Here is a 20,532-nt window from a genome sequence, read left to right as displayed (position 1 = left end):
CAGGTTGGGTTCCATGGGTTGTATTCATGGTTGTCTCTGTAGTAATGATTGGTGTTTTGTGGTGTGGATGGCAGATATACCAGGGGCGTTCGCCTATTGATTCTTTTACGCATCCTGCTGGTAATTCTGTATTAAAAGTCGGATTAAGAACGGCTCCAGATTCTCTTGATATTCGTAAAGATAGCAGTGATTCTTTGCAGCAGGCGTTAATTGGCAACGTGTATGAAACTCTTGTAAAACGTGGTGACGATAACAGTTTGCAGCCTGGTCTGGCACAGTCTTGGGATGTTTCTCAAGATGGATTAACGTATCGTTTTAATTTGCGCCAAGGTGTGCGATTCTCCAACGGTGACGTTATGAATTCGGATTCTGTGTTGCAATCATTGCAGCAAGGAATTACTAATAATTATCCAGGTTATGAAGCTTTAAACACTATTAAAACAGTTGCTAACCCAGATAATCATACTGTAGTTTTTACGCTCACAAAGCCTAACGCTTTACTTTTACGTCGACTTTCGGGTAGAGCTGGAATAGTGTATGACACTAAAGCTGTTGCTATTGATTATGCGAATGGTGCTTTAGGAACTGGTCCTTTTACTGTTAGCAGTTACAATAAAGGACATTCTTTGGTACTTGTGCGCAACAATAGATATTGGGGTACGCCTGCATCTTGCGCAAGTATTACTTTGCAATATTTTGATAGTGATACCGCTTTGGCAGATGCTATGGAAAAGGGCAATATTCAGATGGCTGTTCCGCTTGAAGGCAATGAAAACAAGCGTCTTGCTGCTATTGCGAATACAAAAATGGTTGAAGGTCAAAGCACTCGCGTTCGATTCCTCGCATTTAACTCGACTGTTGCATCTATTTTCTGTGATGAGCAAGCGCGTAAAGCTGCTCGATACGCTATGAATATGCAAACAGTGATGTCTGCCGATGGTAATGGTGGCGTTCCTGTAGGTGGACCTATTGATCCTCTTTCAACAGGATATGAAGATTTAACTGGATTGTATCCTTATAATCCTTCAAAAGCTGGTCCACTTTTCCATTACTTCAGCTCAAATTATTTAGGAACTATTAGCTTCCTTGTTCCACAAGGTGAAGGCGATGTTGGCCGCGAACTGTCGAAGCAAATTGGCTCTGTAAGTGGTTTTAAGGTCAATCTTGAAGAGGTTGATCAAAAAACTTTGCAACAGCGTATAAGCGAAGGCAAATATGATATTGCTCTTACAACTTTGAGTAATACTTTAGATGAAGGTGCTTTTGCAGAAAGTGGCTCGCCGTTTGTTTTGCAGGATTCTAGAGCTCAGCAGGCTTGGGAGAATGCAGTCCACTCAAGAAATGCTTCCGAATATGAAGCAAATGTTCGTGCTTATGCGCGTGAAGTAAGCAATAATGCTGCAGCGCACTGGCTTTATGCTCGTAAAAGCATAATGGCTGTAAAGTCTAATATAAGCGGTTACACACAGAATATGACAGATCAGCTGCTTCCATTGCACGATGTAAGCGTGAAGTAGAAAGCGTAAGATTTGCGTTGTCGAACTGAGTTTCTAATATTCAGTTCATGAGTGAACAGGATAATAACGCAGTAAAACACGCACATTTAACACCTTTGCCTAACAAGGTTGGTGTTGATGGTCTTGAAGACAAGTGGCGTAGTAATTGGGACGAAGCTAAAACTTACGCTTTCCATAATTCCCGCGACCGCAAGGCCGTATATTCTATTGATACTCCACCTCCAACCGTTAGTGGCCACTTGCATGTAGGTCACGTATTCTCTTACACGCATACGGATGTTATTGCACGTTATAAGCGCATGCAAGGCTTTGACGTGTTCTACCCAATGGGTTGGGATGATAACGGATTGCCAACAGAGCGCCGCGTGCAAAACTATTACGGCGTGCGAGTAGATACTTCGCTTAAATATGATCCTGATTTTAAGCCGCCGTTTGAAGGCACGGAAGGCAAGAAGATTGAAGCTAAAGATCAGGTTCCTGTAAGCCGACAGAACTTTATTGAGCTTTGCGAGCGCTTGACTTCCCAAGATGAGAAGCTTTTTGAAGCTTTGTGGCGCAGGCTTGGTCTTTCTGTAGACTGGTCGCAAACTTACCACACTATTGGCGAGCAGCCTCGCCGAGTTGCACAAAAAGCATTCTTGCGCAATCTTTCGCGCGGAGAAGCTTATCAAAAAGATGCTCCAGGCTTGTGGGATGTTACATTCCAGACTGCTGTTGCTCAGGCAGAGCTTGAATCGCGCGAATATCCTGGTTTCTACCATAAGATTGCGTTCCGTTTCGAAGATGGTACGCCAATTTATATTGAAACCACGCGCCCAGAATTACTTGCTGCTTGCACATCTTTGATTGCAAATCCAGAAGATGAGCGTTACAAGAAGTACTTTGGTCAGGAAGTTTATTCGCCACTGTTTAAGGTGAAGGTTCCGATTTTGGCTCATTCTGCTGCTCAAATGGACAAGGGTGCCGGCATTGCAATGTGCTGCACTTTCGGTGACGTAACAGACGTTGAGTGGTGGCGCGACTTGAGTTTGCCAACTCGACCAATTATTCAGCGTAACGGCCGCATTGTGATGACCACTCCTGATTGGATTACGGATGAGTCTGGCCGTGAAATGTTTGAGAAAATTGCTGGTAAAACCACGTTCTCTGCTCGCAAGGAAGTTGTTGAAGCTTTGCAAGCTGCTGGAGATATGGAAGGCGATCCAAAGCCAACAAAGCGTATGACGAACTTCTACGAAAAGGGCGATAAGCCTTTGGAAATCGTCACTTCTCGCCAGTGGTATTTAAAGAACGGCGGCACGGACGAAAAGCTGAACGCTGAGCTTATTGAGCGCGGCAAGGAACTTAACTTCCACCCAGACTTTATGCGCGTGCGCTACGAGAATTGGGTTCACGGTTTGAACGGTGACTGGCTTATTTCTCGCCAGCGCTTCTTCGGCGTACCATTCCCACTTTGGTATCCGGTAAACGAAAATGGGGAAGTGGATTACGAGCATCCTTTGACGCCTAGCGAAGATCGTTTGCCAATCGACCCAACTATTGACGTTCCAGAAGGATTCGACGAATCTCAGCGAGATCAGCCAAACGGCTTTACTGCTGAGCAAGACATTATGGACACTTGGGCAACATCTTCCTTAACTCCACAAATTGTGACTCGTTGGGAAGAGCCAGGTGAGGAAAATCAAGCTTTGTTTAAGGCTACTTTCCCAATGGATTTGCGCCCACAAGGCCAGGATATTATTCGTACTTGGCTATTTAGCACGGTTGACCGCGCGCATCTTGAAAACGGCTGCTTGCCTTGGAAGCATGCTGCGCTTTCTGGCTGGATTCTTGACCCAGACCACAAGAAGATGTCTAAATCTAAGGGCAACGTGGTTGTGCCAAATAAGCCAATTGAAGAGTTTGGTGCGGATGCTGTACGCTACTGGGCAACTTCTGCAAAACTCGGCTTGGATGCAACTTACGACGAAGGTCAAATGAAGATTGGTCGCCGTCTTGCGATTAAGCTTTTGAACGCTACGAAGTTTGCGCTCGCAATTGGCCGCGAAGATGAGGAGCATCAGGTTCTTGAGTCTGCTACAGCGGACTGGAATTTTGCAGACGTTACGGAAGTTTTGGATCGCTCTGTTATGGCAAAGCTTGCATCCGTTATTCGTACTGCAACTGATGCGCTTGAATCTTACGAGCATTCTAAGGCTTTGGAAGCAATCGAAACCTTCTTCTGGGAGTTCTGTGACGATTACATTGAGCTTGCAAAGAATCGTGCTTACGGTACTGCAGAATCCACTGGACGTACTCCAAGCGAAGCTGCTGTAAAGTCTGCTCGCACAACTCTTGGTCTTGCGCTCGATGCTTTGGCTCGCCTGCTTGCTCCTTACTTGCCTTACGCTACGGAAGAAGTGTGGAGCTGGATGCATGACGGCGAAGGTTCTGTGCATCGTGCAAGCTGGCCATGCGCTAAGGCTTACGAGGCTGCTGCAAACGGTGTTTCTGCAGACACTTTGGCTTATGCAGGTGAGGCTTTGGCTACTTTGCGCAAGATTAAGTCCGAAGCAAAAGTTTCTGTGAAGACTCCTATTTTGCAAGTGACTTTGAACGTAGCAGAAAACGCTTATAAGGCTGTTGAAGCTACTTTGGATGACGTTGCTGAAGCGGGTCGCGTTACTGGAGAAGTAAAGCTTAACGCTGTTAAGGCTGCAGATACTGGAGATTCTTCTGAATCTGAATCTGCGGAATCTGATGCAGCTAACGTAAACGTTTCTGTTGCTCAAAGCGAACTTGGCGAAGCTCCTGCAAAAAAGAAGTAATTGCCAGTAATTGCAAGTAATCGAAAATAATTAATTGCAAAACAAAAGCGCTGGAAGTCAATCTTCGACTCCAGCGCTTTTTGTGTATTTAATCGCTAAGCATCGCGCGGTAACGCTAGACTGTAAACCATGAATCCAGAAAGCTTAAGTGAATTAATTGAAAAAATTGCTAAAGATTTAGTAGCAAACGGTAAAGCTGGCAGTCTAACAGAAGATTTGATTCCTGCTGCCGAAAAACTTGCAGTTATGAGGCCAAAAGATCGCGCACACGGCGATTGGGCTACGAACGTTGCTATGCAGCTTGCTAAAAAAGCTGGTATGAAGCCTCACGATTTAGCTGAACTTTTTGCAGAGCGCTTGCAAGAAGCGGAAGGTATTGCATCTGTAGAAGTGGCAGGTCCTGGCTTTATTAACATAACGCTTGATTCTGCTTCTGCGGCGGCAGTCGTAGACGAAGTCTTAAAGCAGGGTGCGGATTTTGGTAAGAATGCTCACTTGGGCGGCAAAACCTTAAATCTTGAGTTTGTTTCAGCAAACCCAACTGGTCCAATTCATATTGGTGGAACTCGCTGGGCTGCAGTTGGTGATTCAATGGCTCGAGTTTTGGAAGCAAACGGCGCAAAAGTTGTGCGCGAATACTACTTCAACGATCACGGCGAGCAAATTAACCGTTTTGCAAAGTCTTTAGTTGCGGCAGCTCACGGCGAAGAAACGCCTGCAGACGGCTACAAAGGCGCGTATATTAACGAAATCGCGGACGCTGTTATAAAAGAAGCGAATGCGGATGGCGTTGATATTCTTTCTTTGCCTAGAGTCGATCTTGGAAAAGACGAGGAAGGTTTGCCGCTTGGCGAAGGAGATTCCGAGCAGCGCGAAGAGTTCCGCAAGCGCGCAGTGCCAATGATGTTTGCCGAAATTCGCAAGTCCATGCGCGATTTTCGCGTTGGTTTCGACGTGTGGTTCCACGAAAACAGCCTGTACGAGGATGGCGAAGTCGAACGCGCTATTGCAGACTTGCGTGAGCGTGGAGACATTTTTGAAAAAGACGGAGCAACTTGGTTTGAATCCACTAAGCATGGCGACGATAAAGATCGCGTAATTATTAAGTCCGACGGAAACTACGCTTACTTTGCTGCAGATATTGCATACTATCGCAACAAGCGCCACCGCGAACAGAATCCTGCAGACGTAGCAATCTACATGCTCGGCGCGGATCATCACGGATATATCGGTCGAATGATGGCAATGTGCGCTGCTTTTGGAGATAATCCTGGCGAAAATATGCAGATTCTTATTGGCCAGCTTGTGAACGTTATGAAAGATGGTAAGCCTGTGCGCATGAGTAAGCGTGCTGGAAACGTTATTACTATTGACGATTTAGTTGATGCAATTGGCGTTGATGCTTCGCGCTACTCGCTTGCTCGCACTGACTACAACACAAGCGTTGATATTGATTTGGATTTGCTCGCTTCTCACAGCAACGATAATCCTGTGTATTATGTGCAATACGCTCACGCGCGAAGCTGCAATGTGGCTCGTAACGCTGCGGATGCTGGAATTACGCAAGATGGCGCTGATTTAAGCTTGCTTAACACCGAGGCAGATGGCGAAGTGCTGGCTGCTTTGGCGCAATGGCCTGCTGCTTTGGCACAAGCTGGCGATTTGCGCGCTCCTCACCGCGTTGCGCATTATCTTGAGGATTTGGCCGCAAGCTACCACAAGTGGTACAACCTTGAGCGCGTAGTGCCAATGGAGTTAAGCGACCCAGAAAATCGCTTGCCAGAAGAAGAGCGTGAGGCGGCTCGCATTGCAAAGTGCCCAGAGCCAGCACGCGCTGCAGCCAGGCTTAAGCTTAACGAGGCTGTGCGCACAGTAATTGCAGAAGGCCTTGATTTGCTTGGTGTTTCTGCTCCAGAAAAGATGTGATTTAGCGCATTTGCTATTATTGCGCATTTGCTTTTTATTTAGGACGTTAGTTTTTATGCTAGCGTCCTTTTATTTTTAATTAGGAGACACGCGCGGATTATAACTTTTTCCGATTAAGTACATGCGATTTATTAATATACCCCCTAATATTATTTTTCGGTTTCAGTTTTGTTATTAAATGCGTTAAATAATATGCTTAAACAATTTTTCACCATATAGGAGGTGTAGCATGAGCGTCACAACACAAAGTGTCAGCACAGACAGTGCCCCGAAAAAAAGGAACTTGACAATTATTGAATCCGCATACGTGGCGGTCATGTTGTTTGGCATGTTCTTTGGCGCTGGAAACCTTATTTTCCCAGTATTTCTTGGTGCTAACGCAGGAAACAATTCTGCTCCTGCAACAATCGGCTTTATTGTTACTGGCGTTGGTTTGCCATTACTTGGTGTTACGGCTCTTGCAATGAGCCGCGCAAACGGCCTTTTTGAGCTTTCAAGCAAAGCTAGCAAAAAGTACGGCATGTTCTTCACTTGTGTGCTGTATTTAACAATCGGCCCGTTCTTTGCAATCCCACGCTGCGCAACAACTTCGTACACTGTTGGCTTAGAGCGCGTTGTTCCGCAAGATGGAAACGGTCAGCTTTACTTATTCTTGTTCTCAGTAGTGTTCTTTGCGCTTGCGTTCTTCTTTGCTATGAAGCCGAGCGGAATACTTACGTGGGTTGGTAAAGTTCTTACGCCAATCTTCCTTGTGTTCCTAGCGATTTTGGTATTTACAGCACTATTTTCTCCTGTAAGCGGCGCTTCTGCGGATGCTGCTCCTATGGGAAATTACGTTAATAAGTCATTCTTTACAGGATTCTTAGATGGTTACAACACAATGGATGCTTTAGCTAGCTTGGCATTTGGAATTGTGGTTGTTAGCACCATTCGTCAGTTCGGTGTAAAGGATCCTAAAGATGTGGCAGTGAATACTGCTCGCTCTGGATTCTTTAGCTGCTTGCTTATGGCAGTGATTTATGTTGCGATTGTTGTTGTTGGCGTGCGTAGCCGCGCTCTGTTCCCACCTGCGGAAAACGGTGGCGTAACTTTGGCGCAAGTTGCACGCTACCATCTTGGTAACGTTGGCTTATTCGTGCTTGCTGCAACTGTAACTCTTGCATGCTTAAAGACTGCGGTTGGCTTAATTGTAAGCTGCTCGGAAACTTTCTCTAAGTTATTCCCTAAGGGGCCTAGCTACCGTGTTTGGGCTGTATTGATTACGCTTGTTTCGTTTGGTCTTGCAAACTTTGGTTTGAGCGCAATCATCGAATACGCTGTTCCAGTATTGATGTTCTTGTATCCACTGTCAATCGTGCTTATTCTTTTGGCTTTGTGCGGTCGACTTTTTGGAAATTCCAAAGTCGTGTACGCTTGGACACTTGGTTTTACTGGCGTTGCAGCTGTATTTGACTTTTTGAATAGTTCGCCAACAGCTTTGCGCAACGCATTGCATATGAACGATATGTTGATTGTTGCTCAAAACTGGTTGCCGTTCTCGGAATTTGGCATGGCTTGGGTTTGCCCAGCTGTTGTTGGATTTGTTGTTGGCTATGTGCGCATGGTTTTATGTGACAACAAAGGCATGGAAGAAGTGGCTCGTGCAGCTTCTGGCCCAGATCTTGAAGGTAGCGTTGCTAGCGACGATGATTATTCTTCAAGCAATGCTGAGTTTAACGAGCCTGCTGACTTCGCTAAGTCGAACGTTGATGAACCTAATTTTAGTGAGCAATCCTAAAGTTTTGTAGCGTCGCGTAGACGTCATAATAATCGCCATATTTTGATGCGTATTTTACGTAACAGGATATGGCGATTTTTGTTAAAACGCGTACTTGACTTATTTATTGGAACGATTTAGTATATTTCAATAACGAACAAAATAATGTGCAATCTAAAGTAATTCTCGCTTAGCCAGTAAAGCAAGATACAAAAGGCACGCGTCTAATGCTCGATGTTGAGGCATTGACAAAAGTGGTTGTTCATGAGTGAAAGGAGTAAACGACGCTGTTTGCAGCATAAGTCTGGCGTTGCTATATATCAAATGATTCATTGGGCGGTATGTCCAAGAACCTTTAAGTTTCTCTAAATATTTCTAAGGAAGAACAACGATGTTGAAACTAAAAAAGTTTGGAGCAATCTCTATGATGCTCGCTGCTGCGCTGTCTCTTACTGCATGCGGTGGCGGCACAAGCTCTACAAGTAATACTCAAGGTAAAACGACCGTTTCTGTTTGGCACTACTGGGATGGTGCTAATGCAGATGCTTTCGATAAAAAAGTAAAAGCATTTAATGCTTCGCACAAGAACATTGAGATTAAAACTACAAATGTTCCTAATGCTGATTTCTTAACAAAATTACGTGCATCTGCTACGTCAAATACTTTGCCTGATATGGCCATAGGTGATTTGATTTGGATGCCTCAAATGGCGCAAATTGGCAAATCTGCAGACTTAAAAAAGCTTCTCAAGCCTGAAGTAATTGATAATATTAACCCAGCATTAAAGAATTTCGGTTCAATTGACGGTCATTTAGTATCAGTTCCAATGTCAGCCAATAATCTTGCGTATATGTATAATCGCACAGTATTTAAGAAGGCTGGTTTAGATCCAGATAAGCCGCCAAAAACTTGGGATGAATTAAAGCAAATGGCCAAGCAGATTAAGGATAAGACTGGTCTTCCAGGTTACGATTTGCCAACTGAAGCAGGAGACAGTGGTGAGGCTCTTACCTGGAACTTCCAAGTCAATCTTTGGCAAGCTGGTGGCGAATTCTTAAAGAAAGATAACTCTGCTGCAGCATTTAACACTCCTGCAGGTAAGAAAGCTGCAAACTTCTGGATGGATCTTATTAAAAGCGGAGTGAGCCCATACGCAGGATGGGGTAAGTTCGAAAAAGGTCAAGGTGGTTCTGCTCAGGAAGGCTCATGGATGGTAGGTATTTGGGCTGCTGATCCTCCATTTGAGTTTGCTGCAGCGCCATTGCCAACCCCTGAAGGTGGTAAGCCATCTACCAACCTTGGCGGAGAACAGGCAATGCTGTTTAATAATGATGATGCAAAAGTAAAAGCCGCTGCTGAATTTGTGACTTGGTTCTTGCAAGATAAGCAAGTTCTTGATTGGTGCGAGTCTACTGGCTTCCTGCCTGCAACAAAGAGTGCTGCTAGCAACGCAGAGTATCGTTCTTGGGTTGAGAAGAAAGAGCCTCGCTTGATGCCATACATTGAACAAATGGCAACTGCTCATACTCGTCCAAACACCAAACTATATCCACAGATTTCGTTGGCATTCGCAAAGGAAATGGAAAAAGCATTTTCTGGCGAAGTAAATGTTGATACTGCATTAAAGAATGCAGAAAAAGCAGTCAACGACGTAATAGCGCAAGGTAAGTAATCATGCGTAACCCGATAGCACAGCTAAAAAATAAGCAGACAGCTGCTATTGACAACGTAAAAGTTGGCAGTAGTAAGCTGATGCAAAATGGTCATAAAACTGTAGGAAAATGGGAGCAAATTCTCACAGCGTGGGGATTATTGCTTCCTGGATTAGTGATTCTCGTCATCTTCACTTTTTATCCAATTATTTCTGCAGCCTACACGAGCTTAACGAATTGGAACGGTTTTTCTGCAAATCCAGATTTTATTGGATTGAAGAATTATGTAAAACTATCTAAAGATCCAGAATTTTGGAATAGTTTAACCGTGACTGTTATATATGCGTTTGGCGTAGCTGTGCTATCGGTTATTTCCGGCTTGATTTTTGCGGTATTACTAGATGCGCCAATTCGCGCTCGCGGATTGTATCGCACCATATATTTCCTTCCTGTCGTTACCTCCTCGGTGGCTGTAGCAATTGTATGGAAATATATGTTGGATCCATCGGGTCTTGTAAATTCTGTACTCTCATCCCTAGGTATTGCAGGACCCGACTGGCTCCACGATAAGTGGCTAGCATTATTTGCTACTATATTTCTTACGGTTTGGAAGAACCTCGGTTTTAATATCATTCTATATTTGACTGCTTTGCAATCTCTTTCTAAGTCAACTTATGAAGCAGCAAGTCTTGATGGTGCTACGAGCTGGCAACAGCTGCGTTATATTACAGTTCCTCTGTTAAGACCAATGACATTCTTCGTGGTTGTGCAAGCGCTGATTAGTAGTTTCCAATCATTTGATTTAATTTACGTGTTTACTGAAGGTGGTCCTCGAGGGGGCACTGACGTACTAGGAATGTTTATGTATCGTCAAGCATTTAGGTTAGGCAATTTTGGTTATGGCACAGCAATCGCAATAGCGTCGCTGGTATTGGTACTTATCGTAACTCTTGTGCAATGGAAGGTAAGCAATGCAGAAAATAAGTAAAGTCTTTACGAGATTGCGTTCGTTGCATCTTGCTCGACATATTGTGCTCATTATTGGTGCAGCTTCGGTACTTATTCCATTTATGTGGATGTTTACAACGTCGTTGCAAACAAAAGCCGAAACGTATGCTGTTCAATCAGTAATTCCAACATCATGGCATTGGGAAAATTATCTGCACGCTTGGCAAAGCGCTCCGTTCGCAAACTATTATATTAATAGCTTGATTATGTCGGCAATTATTGTAGTTGGTCATCTTGCGTTTGATGCTATGGCAGCTTTTGCTTTTGCTCGATTAGAGTTTCCTGGGAAGAAAATATTATTCGTGTTGCTGCTTTCTGCTTTCATGGTTCCAGCCTTCGTAACAGTTATACCAATGTACGGTATTATCGCTCAGTTGCGTTGGATTGATACTATGGCAGCTTTAACAGTTCCGCGTTTAGCTGATGTGTTCGGCATTATTTTGCTGCGCCAGCATTTTAGTACTATCCCGCGCGAACTAGATGAAGCTGCAAGAATTGACGGATGTTCAAGCCTTGGTATTTTTATTAAAGTTATTCTGCCACTTTCTAAGCCTGCTCTTGCAACTCTTGGTGTATTCTCATTCCTATTTGCATGGAATGATTTCCTGTGGCCTCTGTTGGTTACAAATGCAGAAGAAATGCGTACTATTCAAATCGGATTAAGCGGTTTTGTTGGACGTTATGGTACTTCATGGAATTATTTAATGGCTGGAACTTTGACGTCAACTTTGCCATCAATCATTATTTTCTTCTTCTTCCAAAAAGCTCTTGAACGAGGAATCGCTTCTACTGGTCTTAAAGATTGAAGAAGTGATAAAACTTTCGTAATTTGTAAAATTTACTATTTGTTAGGAACAAGTCATGCAACCTGAATGGGTAAAATCAAGCGTATTCTATCAGATTTTTCCGGAGCGATTCGCAAATGCAAATGCTTCTATTAACCCTAATCCTGTAGAATCATGGGATAAATCTCCAACTAGGGATAATTTTTTCGGTGGTGATTTGAAAGGGATTAGGGAGCATCTGCCATATCTTGCGGATATGGGTGTCAATTCTTTATACCTCACTCCAATTTTCCAAGCAGATACGAATCATCGCTATGACGCTACTGATTATTTCAAAATTGATTCTCGACTTGGGAATGACGCAGATTTTGATGAATTTATTAAGCGCGCTCATGAATTGCAGATTCGTGTAGTTTTAGATGGTGTATTCAATCATTGTGGAATAGGCCACTGGGCATTTCAAGATGTTGTGCGTAATGGCGAACAATCGCAATATGTTAATTGGTTTTCAGTAGAGGGTTTTCCTGTAGTGCCTCATCCGGAACCAAATTATAAAACATGTTCCGGATGCTACTATTTGCCAAAATGGAATGTATATAATCCAGAAGTGCGTAGACACCACTATAACGTTGCTAAATATTGGTTAAATCGTGGTATTGATGGTTGGCGTTTAGATGTTCCATATTTCGTCAATAAAACATTTTGGAAAGGTTTCCATAAAGTAGTGAAATCTTTTGGTGACGATAAATACTTAGTGGCTGAAGAATGGCGTAATCCTTCTCAATGGCTTACGCCGGAACTTATGGATGGAACCATGAATTATACTGTTCGTGATTTAGTCCTAGGTTTTTGCGCTGATGAAACATTGGATGCTTATGATTTTGCAGATGGCATGAATGCTTTGTATAACGATATTCCAGAAGAACACCGATCTTGTATGTTGAATTTGCTTGGGAGTCACGATACTGAGCGATTGCTTACGCGCACAAAAGCTCATGAATATGCTTGGGATACGCCTGCTGAAGACGCTGAGAATTTAGCTTATGCGTTGTTATTCGCTGCTGATGGTGCTCCTATGGTGTATTACGGCGATGAAAATGGCATGGAGGGAGAAAATGATCCAGGTTGCCGCGCTCCTATGATTTGGAATGAGAATGCTTGGAATTTATCTGTTCGTAAAACAGTTTGCAAATTAATGCGTCTGCGTAGAGAAAATGCTGCTCTCCAATATGGCAGGCAGCATGTAGCTGCTTTAGGTAAACATACTGTGTGTATTACTCGTACTTTGCCTTCAGGGCGTGCATGCTTATGCTTAGTGCATCGCGGATCTGGAGCTTACATTAATTGTGATGATTTGCCAGTGCGTATGGATCGTTCGCTATTTGGTGTGCCAAGTATAATAGGTAACCAGTATCGTATGGGAGAAAAATCCATTATAATGTATGAGGGTGAAGCCGCGGGGAAACTATGAATGTTCGTAGAGTGACTATTAAGGATGTTGCAGAAAAAGCTAATGTTTCCAAGTCTGCAGTATCTTTTGCATATAATGATCCGTCAAAACTATCTGAGGCGACGGTTGAACATATTATGCAAACTGCTGAAGAAATGGGATATGTGCGAAGTGCAACAGCTAGAGCATTGCGTACAAATTCTTCGAACGCTTTGGGATTGTTGCTTCCGCAAGGTATTGATACGATTTTGCAAAATCCTTATTATTCACTTTTGATTCAAGGAATTGGGCAGGTTTGCCAGTCGGAAGGCTACACTTTGATGCTTGTTCCTCCATTAAGAGGTTCAATGTTAAAAGCTATTCCTACGGCTGCAGTAAGCGGTTTTATAATTTGCGGCCTGGAAGCTGAACGTGCAGAAGTTGTTGAAATCTTGAATAAGCATGTTCCTGTAGTGATTGTGGATCCTGCTCAACCTATTAACGTCCCAACTGTAGAAGTTGACGATGAGCATGATTTTGAAGATTTAGTAGATCGACTTATTGATTTAGGTCATAGGAACATTGGTATTGCGGCAATTGAAACGAAATCGCATACTGATTATCCTGGATGGCAAGGAATAGTTGGTAGGCGCATGGCAAGTGTTGTGCGTGCGCTTAAAAAGCATAACTTATCGCCGGAAGATAAAGAGATTACCGTTATAGAAACGCCTTGCACGTATCAGGGTGGCGCTGATGTTTTTAATAAAATGTGGAATGATACTAATCTCGAATGCAGACCTACTGCGATTGTGTCGTTTAGTGACATTATTGCGCTAGGTGTGCTTGGAGCAGCTCAACAACAAGGGTTGCGAGTGCCTGAGGACCTTTCCATTACTGGTTATGACGATTTGCCTTTGTCTACAATTTGTACGCCACGATTAACTACGGTTCATCAGCCAATTACTTCAAAAGGACGTTTGGCTGCAGAAAGTTTGATTGATCAAATACGCTTTGATGAAGAAGCTTTGCCTGTTTCGCATAAAAAACTAGGAACTGCCCTCATCGTGCGTGAATCGGTTGGGGCAGCTCCTCTTAAGAAGTAATTGGCTTTAATATATTTTGCAGTTTTACATAGAAGTTGCCGCCGTTGCCGATTGTTAATTCATATTGCTAGCGATCAAGCAATATTATAAAATTGATATTTAAAGAGGGGATAACTGTAGTTGAAGGGGATCAACATGGGTAATGAAATTAAATTATTTGAAGGCAAGCAAGTGCGTTCCACTTGGGATAACGAAAAAGAAGAATGGTATTTTTCGGTAGTGGATGTAGTTGCCATTTTGACGGATAGTAAGAATCCAAGAGACTATCTAAAGAAGATGTGCAAACGCGACGAGCAGTTAGCTGCCTAGTGGTGTCAAATTGTCCCATGATAGATTGGTGATAGCCTGCATAGTTTGAAGTTGCTTGAGAAAACGCATGCAGGAAAGATTGATGTGATTTAAATAGATCCACCTTATAACGCGGGAAGCAAAGATTTTAGAGCTTCTACCAAAGTTTAAAATCAAAAAACGAATAGTTGGTGTGCTGTTTAGAGCATTTACTACGAAAATAAATGTTATAAACCGTACATCAATAAAGGAGGAACTCATATGTCCAAAGTAAAAAAAGAGATAATTGAAGCAAAGGGATTTGCTATTCAGATTTATACTGAAGACTTTAAAAATGACTATATAAGTCTTACGGATATCGCTAAGTATAAAAGTGATGAACCAAGTGATGTAATTAAAAATTGGATGAGAAGAAAAGATACAATTGAATTTCTTGGTTTATGGGAAAACTTAAACAACACGAATTTTAATTCGGTCGAATTCGACCGAATTAAATCGGAAGCTGGATATAATTCCTTTACACTGTCCCCTAAGAAATGGGTAGAAAAAACAGACGCAATCGGAATTATCTCAAAAGGCGGAAGATACGGTGGTGCATTTGCACATACAGATATTGCCTTTGAATTTGCTTCATGGATTTCTGCTGAATTTAAGATGTATGTAATCCAAGATTACAAAAGACTTAAGTCAGATGAAAACTCTAAGCTATCATTAGGTTGGAATCTTAATCGAGAAATTTCAAAGATTAACTACAAAATTCATACGGACGCAATTAAAGAATATCTCTTAAAAGATCTTACCAACGAACAGTTGTCTTACAAGTATGCAAGTGAAGCAGATATGCTCAATGTAGCCTTGTTTAACAAGAGAGCTAAACAGTGGCGTGAAGAAAATCCAGATTTGAACGGTAATATGAGAGACTATGCAAGTCTGAATGAGTTGTTGGTGCTTGCAAATATGGAAAGCTATAATGCAGTTCTTATTGGTAAAGGTGCGGACCAAAAAGAAAGAATGATTGAACTTAGAAAGCTTGCCAGAACACAATTAATGTCACTTGAAAAACTTAGTGATAGTGGCATTAAAAAATTGGAAGGAAACATCAAGTAATTTTTGTCGATCACACTAACATCTATTGGGAGTGACAAAGCCTACCGCGCTTGTTTGCGGTAGGCTTTTGTTTAGGTTTTTGATGTGATTATTTGCGACTTACGAGTTGCTGCGTGCGACTTGCGACTTTCTGCTTGCGACTTGCGGCTTTGCGATTAGAAGTTAGCTGCCTAGCGGGGGCAAATTGTCACATGATAGATTGGTGATAGCCTACATAGTTTGAAGTTGCTTGAGAAAATGCATGCAGAAAAGATTGATGTGATTTAAATAGACGGGTAAACAACGAATATAGAATAAATAAAGGCTAGTCAATATGGAATTTATCTTGTATAATCAGTGCGTTAAAAAGTTATGCATAAAGGTTGACAAGCCATGGAAATACTGACAAAATCCTCGCAGGCAGGCAGGCAGGCAGGCAGGCAGGCAGGCAGGCAGGCAGGCAGGCAGGCAGGCAGCATAGCTCTGTCTCTTTTTCCGTAGAATTTTTTAATAGGCAGAAACATATACCTGATGGATAGGTATATGTTTCTGCCTATTTTTATGCAATTTTTCAAAGCAGTAATATAAATCATTTGAATATATGGAAGATATAAAAATAAAAAATAAGAGATGAGATGAAAATGAAAATGAAAATGAAAAGGATAACGGGCCTACTTCTTGCCCTATTTATGACCATGGGTTGTCTGTCTTTAAATCCAATAGCTAGCTATGCAGATGACAATGTAAGTGGCGGTGTACCGATAGATCGTGAACACTTTCCGGATCGTGATTTTAGATTTTATGTACATAACAATTTTGATTTAGATGGTGATCAAGAGTTAAGTCCGCAAGATATAGAAAAAATTGAATCTATTGATGTAGGCAGCATAGAACTTTCTAATTTAAAAGGAATTGAATATTTTAAAAATCTTAAGGAATTGTATTGTTATAATAACAAGCTAAGGAGTTTGGATTTAAGTAACAACCCAAAGCTTGAGGTATTGGATTGTTCTAATAACAAGCTAAGGAGTTTGGATTTAAGTAACAACCCAAAGCTTACTGAATTGGATTGTTCTGGAAACCATCTAACAGAGTTGAATTTAAGTAACAACCCAAAGCTTACTGAATTGAAGTGTAATAATAACTATCTATCGAGTTTAGATTTAAGTAACAACCCAAAGCTTACTAAATTGGATTGTCATAAAAACTATCTATCGAGTTTGGATTTAAGAAACAACATAGAGCTTACTGAATTGGATTGTAATAATAACTGGCTAAGGAGTTTAAATTTAAGTAACAACAAAAATCTTACTTCCTTGAATTGCTCTAACAACGATCTACCAAGTTTAGATTTAAGTAACAACACAAAACTTTCTAACTTGAATTGTGGTAATCAACAATACAATATAGTACTTAAGGGCACAAAAGAATTTAAATATAGTAACTTCCCAGGAAAATTTGACAAAGAAAAAGTTAAATCACTAGTTGGAGCAAGTCTTGGCGATGATGCTCTTATAGTTAATGATGATAATCCACGTGAAGTAACTTACAAATATAAATTTAGCAACAGTGTAGAGATGAATGTCAAATTAACTGTTGGCTATATTGAATTTGATCCAGAACGTATAGCAAGTGCGAAAGTAATAACACAGCCTACATTAAGCTACGCGGAGGGAGACCGTCTAGATTTAACGGGGCTTGAAGTAACGCTCGCAGATGATCAAGGCTTGAAAAAAAATGTACCATTTGCAGAGCTTGGAAGATATAACATCACGGCAACTCCTGAAAATGGAACATTTTTAACAGTAGTAGACCACAATTGTAAGCCTGTTAAATTAACATTTTCTATTCCTGGAGTGCCAATGAAATTCTATTTAGGACAAACAGGCATATTAACGGTAAAGAAGTTTGACCCGACTAATGTAAAGTCTATGAGTGTAACACACCAGCCTACAAGATTGACTTACACGGAGGGAGAGAACCTAGATTTAACTGGGCTTGAAGTCACGTTAGAGGATGCTAATCATGTGAAAAAAGTCGTGACTCCTGCAGAATTTGAAGCGAATGGCATCAAGGCAACTCCTAAGAATGGTAAGAAACTAGCGTTAACAGACAATGAGGCAAAGGTTAAATTAACTAAAGATGATTTGCAAGCTGTTGAGACTGAAAAGCTAACGGTGAATAAGATTAACCCAACGTCTATGAGTGTGACGAGCCAGCCTAATAAGTTGAGTTACACTGAGGGTGAAAACTTGGCTTTAGATGGTCTTGTTGTAACGTTAAGGGATGATAAGGGCGTGACGAAGACCGTGGAGCCTAAAGACTTTGAAGCGAATGGGATCAAGGCAACTCCTGAGAATGGTAAGAAACTAGCATTAACAGACAATGAGGCAAAGGTTAAATTAACTAAAGATGGTGTGCCATCTGTTGAGACTGGAAAGCTGACGGTAGAGGAGTTGCATCCAACGTCTATGAGTGTGACGAGCCAGCCTAATAAGTTGAGTTATACGGAGGGTGAAAACCTAGATTTAACTGGGCTTGAAGTCACGTTAGAGGATAATAATCATGTGAAAAAAGTCGTGACTTCTGCAGACTTTACGGCTAATAACATCATGGCAACTCCTGAGAATGGTAAGAAACTAGAGTTAACTGATGGTGGAAAGCCTGTTAAGTTAACGAGAGGAAACTTGACTGCAGAAACAGGTGCATTACAGGTGAAGCAGCAAAGTTCTGGTTCTGGTTCTGCTGGTGGTGCTGGCGTAGGCGCAGGTTCTAGTACTGGTCATGGTTCTAGTGCTGGTGTGAATGATGATGCGCCTGCTACTTTGGATAATGGCGAGTTGAATATTCAGATTGATGGTGCTGAAAGTGATTATAAGCCTGGCTATGCTGGAGATGGATTTAGTAACGCAAACGCTGGTAACGCTGGTAACGCAAACGCCGGCTCAGCTCCAGAAGTTAAGCAGCCAGATGCGGACGTTAAGCAGTCGGCGGATACGTTAGCTTTGGCGCAGGCTCAGGTGGATGCTGCTGCACGCAAGCTTGCAGATGCTCGTAAGTCGCAGTCTGAGGCACCGGCTCCTAAGTTGCAGACTGTGACACCGGCTCCTAAGTCGCAGTCTGAGAAACCAGCTCCTAAGCCGCAGTCTGAAAAGCGTATTGGTATGATTCCTAAGACAGACAAATCAGCATCGTTTGCAGGGTTGATCGCATTGTATGCAGGCTTGATTGCAGTGCTTGGCTTCTCGATTGCGGGACTTGCAATTTTTCGTAAGAAGAAAATGATGGAAGAAAACATCAAGTAATTTTTGCCGATTACACTAACATCTATTGGGTATAAAAAAGCCTACCGCGCTTGTTTGCGGTAGGCTTTTTGTTTAGGTTCTTGATGTGATTATTTGCGGCTTGCTACGTGCGACTTGCTACTTGTGATTAGAAGTTGCCGCCGTTCCAACCCCAGTCAGTGGTTGCAGTGTAACGAATGTAAGTGCGGTCCTGTGGAACTCCAAGCTCGCGCTCCAAAGCTGCCATAATCTGCTCAGTCAACTTTTCCCAAGCAGACCCAGGCACGCTGGAACCAAACACATTCACCTCAACGTAAGCTGCAGGCTTGGAATCGTCTCCTGCAAAATAAATCGGCATATTATCCTCGAATGGGCACATAAGCCAATGCTCACTTTTGCCTGGAACTGCGTTAATCGCCTTGCCGTAAGCAGCTTTTAATGCGTCGCGCTGGGCAGGTGTTGTGCTTACAGAAACATGAGTGTGAATAACTGGCATAATCGCTCCTTTGCCAAATTTAGTAAGTTTTATTACTACACAATATTACTTCACAATATTACTTCACGGTTATATGTTAATTGTTAGCCGTCGCGTGTTTAATGGAATGTATGAAAAAGCTTATTGAACAGGTTGTTAAATTCGGAATTGTAGGAATTATTGCGCTTATTATTGATGTTGCGCTTCTGAATTTGTTGCTGCTTGTGCACTTAAATAACGTTGTTGCAGGCACTATTTCGTTTATTATTTCGCTTATTTTTAACTATATTGCCAGCATGAAGTACGTGTTTAAGCACCGCGAAGACATGGCCCGTTGGATGGAATTGCTGATTTTCGTTATTTCTGCTGTTATTGGTTTGCTTATTAACGATGCGATTATTTGGCTTAGCACGCTTGGAATGGCACAAACTTTGCGCGGTACTGCAATTTACATGCTTCGCACAAACATTGGCAAGCTTATTGCAACAGTTGTTGTGGCTATATGGAATTTTGTTATTAGAAAGTGGCTTTTAGACGACACAAAATCACAAAAACCTGATTATGATGCCGCTAAAGACAATACTTTTGCTCACAAATTGGGTGAGTGGTCGCTGAATCATACGCCAAAAGGTTGGAAGTAAAAGTAGGAGTTAGTAATGCCGGCTACAACAATTCATTTTGTGCGTCACGGAGAAGTTGATAATCCAAATCATGTGCTGTACGAGAGATTGCCAGGATTTCATCTTTCTTCGCGAGGTGTGCGAATGGCAAGAGCTACTGCGCAATATATTGCAACAGTGCCGCAAATGCGCGGAATTACTGCAATCTACTCGTCTCCGCTTGATCGCACTCGCGAAACAGCGCGCGAAATCGAGGATGCTTTGCGTGGTGTTCCTGATTCTTGCTATGTAAAAGCGCACTGCGATGAGGATTCTGCGCAATCTTCTGCGCAATCTTCTGCGCAATTTCCGGTTCAATCTCATGAAAGCGACATTATTTTAGATAAGCGCTTGATTGAAGCTGGAAATAATTTCCGCGGAAAACGCATCTGCTATGGTGAAGGTGCGTTGTGGAAAAACAATAATTGGAAGCTTGTGGTCAATTTGTGGAAGCCAAGTTGGGGAGAAAGCTACCGCAGCATTGCTACTCGCGTTGGTGATTTTGCGCGCGAGCAGGTTCGTAAACATCCTGGTGAGCAAATTGTGGCTGTAACGCATGAGTCGCCAATTTGGTCTTACCGCCATCTGCTGGAAACTGGCCATGCTGAGCACAATATGCTTCTTCGCCACACAGCATTGGCGTCAATTACTTCTATTACTTACGATTGCAAAACTTTGCGCGTACTTTCTATTACGTATGTAGATCCTGCAGCAAACGTTAAGTAGTATAAAGGAATTGTAAGTAAGCGATTAAGGT

General features: G+C 42.4%; 15 protein-coding genes and 1 pseudogene. 15 read left to right on the top strand and 1 reads right to left on the bottom strand.

Annotated elements, in window-relative coordinates; translation table 11 throughout:
- Positions 1-26 precede the first annotated feature (26 nt).
- The 13 genes and pseudogenes from CGSMWGV1500E_RS00205 (at position 27) to CGSMWGV1500E_RS06200 (ending at position 18,662) form a co-directional block, all read left to right on the top strand.
- The gene (locus tag CGSMWGV1500E_RS00205; protein ID WP_004129630.1) at positions 27-1,517 is read left to right on the top strand and encodes an ABC transporter substrate-binding protein; all 1,491 of its coding nucleotides are present in this window, start codon (positions 27-29) and stop codon (positions 1,515-1,517) included.
- A gap of 47 nt (positions 1,518-1,564) precedes the next feature.
- Positions 1,565-4,324, top strand: a complete 2,760-nt coding sequence (gene valS / locus CGSMWGV1500E_RS00210; protein ID WP_004129628.1) for a valine--tRNA ligase — start codon at positions 1,565-1,567, stop codon at positions 4,322-4,324.
- A 129-nt stretch (positions 4,325-4,453) separates the two neighbouring features.
- Entirely contained in the window at positions 4,454-6,250 is a 1,797-nt protein-coding gene (gene argS, locus CGSMWGV1500E_RS00215; protein WP_004129625.1) for an arginine--tRNA ligase, read from the top strand.
- Between the two features lie 229 nt (positions 6,251-6,479).
- The gene (brnQ, locus tag CGSMWGV1500E_RS00220; RefSeq protein ID WP_155114890.1) at positions 6,480-8,027 is read left to right on the top strand and encodes a branched-chain amino acid transport system II carrier protein; all 1,548 of its coding nucleotides are present in this window, start codon (positions 6,480-6,482) and stop codon (positions 8,025-8,027) included.
- Positions 8,028-8,397: 370 nt separating this feature from the next.
- Positions 8,398-9,678 (top strand): ABC transporter substrate-binding protein, encoded by a 1,281-nt coding sequence (locus tag CGSMWGV1500E_RS00225; protein WP_004129621.1) that lies wholly within the window; start codon positions 8,398-8,400, stop codon positions 9,676-9,678.
- 2 nt (positions 9,679-9,680) lie between these two features.
- Complete coding sequence (locus tag CGSMWGV1500E_RS00230) at positions 9,681-10,646, top strand: carbohydrate ABC transporter permease (RefSeq protein ID WP_004129618.1); 966 nt, start codon at positions 9,681-9,683, stop codon at positions 10,644-10,646.
- On the top strand, positions 10,630-11,472 hold the full coding sequence (locus tag CGSMWGV1500E_RS00235; RefSeq protein ID WP_004129617.1) for a carbohydrate ABC transporter permease: 843 nt from the start codon (positions 10,630-10,632) through the stop codon (positions 11,470-11,472). The genes CGSMWGV1500E_RS00230 and CGSMWGV1500E_RS00235 overlap by 17 nt, the downstream gene beginning before the upstream one ends.
- 55 nt (positions 11,473-11,527) lie before the next feature.
- Positions 11,528-12,922, top strand: a complete 1,395-nt coding sequence (locus tag CGSMWGV1500E_RS00240; RefSeq protein ID WP_004129616.1) for a glycoside hydrolase family 13 protein — start codon at positions 11,528-11,530, stop codon at positions 12,920-12,922.
- A complete protein-coding gene (locus CGSMWGV1500E_RS00245) occupies positions 12,919-13,983 on the top strand; it encodes a LacI family DNA-binding transcriptional regulator (RefSeq protein WP_004129613.1) in 1,065 nt (354 codons plus the stop codon). The genes CGSMWGV1500E_RS00240 and CGSMWGV1500E_RS00245 overlap by 4 nt, the downstream gene beginning before the upstream one ends.
- A 135-nt stretch (positions 13,984-14,118) precedes the next feature.
- Positions 14,119-14,292, top strand: a complete 174-nt coding sequence (locus CGSMWGV1500E_RS00250; protein WP_004129611.1) for a hypothetical protein — start codon at positions 14,119-14,121, stop codon at positions 14,290-14,292.
- Between the two features lie 240 nt (positions 14,293-14,532).
- Positions 14,533-15,378 (top strand): KilA-N domain-containing protein, encoded by an 846-nt coding sequence (locus CGSMWGV1500E_RS00255; RefSeq protein ID WP_004129609.1) that lies wholly within the window; start codon positions 14,533-14,535, stop codon positions 15,376-15,378.
- Positions 15,379-15,992: 614 nt separating this feature from the next.
- A pseudogene (locus tag CGSMWGV1500E_RS06575) lies at positions 15,993-16,388 on the top strand (leucine-rich repeat domain-containing protein); the annotation flags it as partial.
- A gap of 348 nt (positions 16,389-16,736) precedes the next feature.
- Complete coding sequence (locus CGSMWGV1500E_RS06200; protein ID WP_230455201.1) at positions 16,737-18,662, top strand: bacterial Ig-like domain-containing protein; 1,926 nt, start codon at positions 16,737-16,739, stop codon at positions 18,660-18,662.
- Positions 18,663-18,789: 127 nt separating this feature from the next.
- On the opposite strand, the gene CGSMWGV1500E_RS00260 is transcribed toward CGSMWGV1500E_RS06200, so the two are convergent.
- A complete protein-coding gene (locus tag CGSMWGV1500E_RS00260; protein ID WP_004129605.1) occupies positions 18,790-19,137 on the bottom strand; it encodes a phenylpyruvate tautomerase MIF-related protein in 348 nt (115 codons plus the stop codon).
- A gap of 110 nt (positions 19,138-19,247) precedes the next feature.
- Here CGSMWGV1500E_RS00260 and CGSMWGV1500E_RS00265 point away from each other — a divergent pair, with 110 nt between their 5' ends.
- Both CGSMWGV1500E_RS00265 and CGSMWGV1500E_RS00270 read left to right on the top strand, forming a co-directional pair.
- Positions 19,248-19,757: a GtrA family protein gene (locus tag CGSMWGV1500E_RS00265; protein ID WP_004129604.1), complete on the top strand. Its 510-nt coding sequence runs from the start codon at positions 19,248-19,250 to the stop codon at positions 19,755-19,757.
- A 15-nt stretch (positions 19,758-19,772) separates the two neighbouring features.
- Positions 19,773-20,501, top strand: coding sequence for a histidine phosphatase family protein (locus CGSMWGV1500E_RS00270; RefSeq protein ID WP_004129602.1), 729 nt, complete (start codon positions 19,773-19,775; stop codon positions 20,499-20,501).
- Positions 20,502-20,532 lie beyond the last annotated feature (31 nt).

This window comes from Gardnerella vaginalis 1500E (genome assembly GCF_000263595.1).
In the GTDB taxonomy this organism is placed as follows: Bacteria; Actinomycetota; Actinomycetes; order Actinomycetales; family Bifidobacteriaceae; genus Bifidobacterium; species Bifidobacterium vaginale_E.
This window is presented reverse-complemented; position numbering and strand designations above follow the sequence as displayed.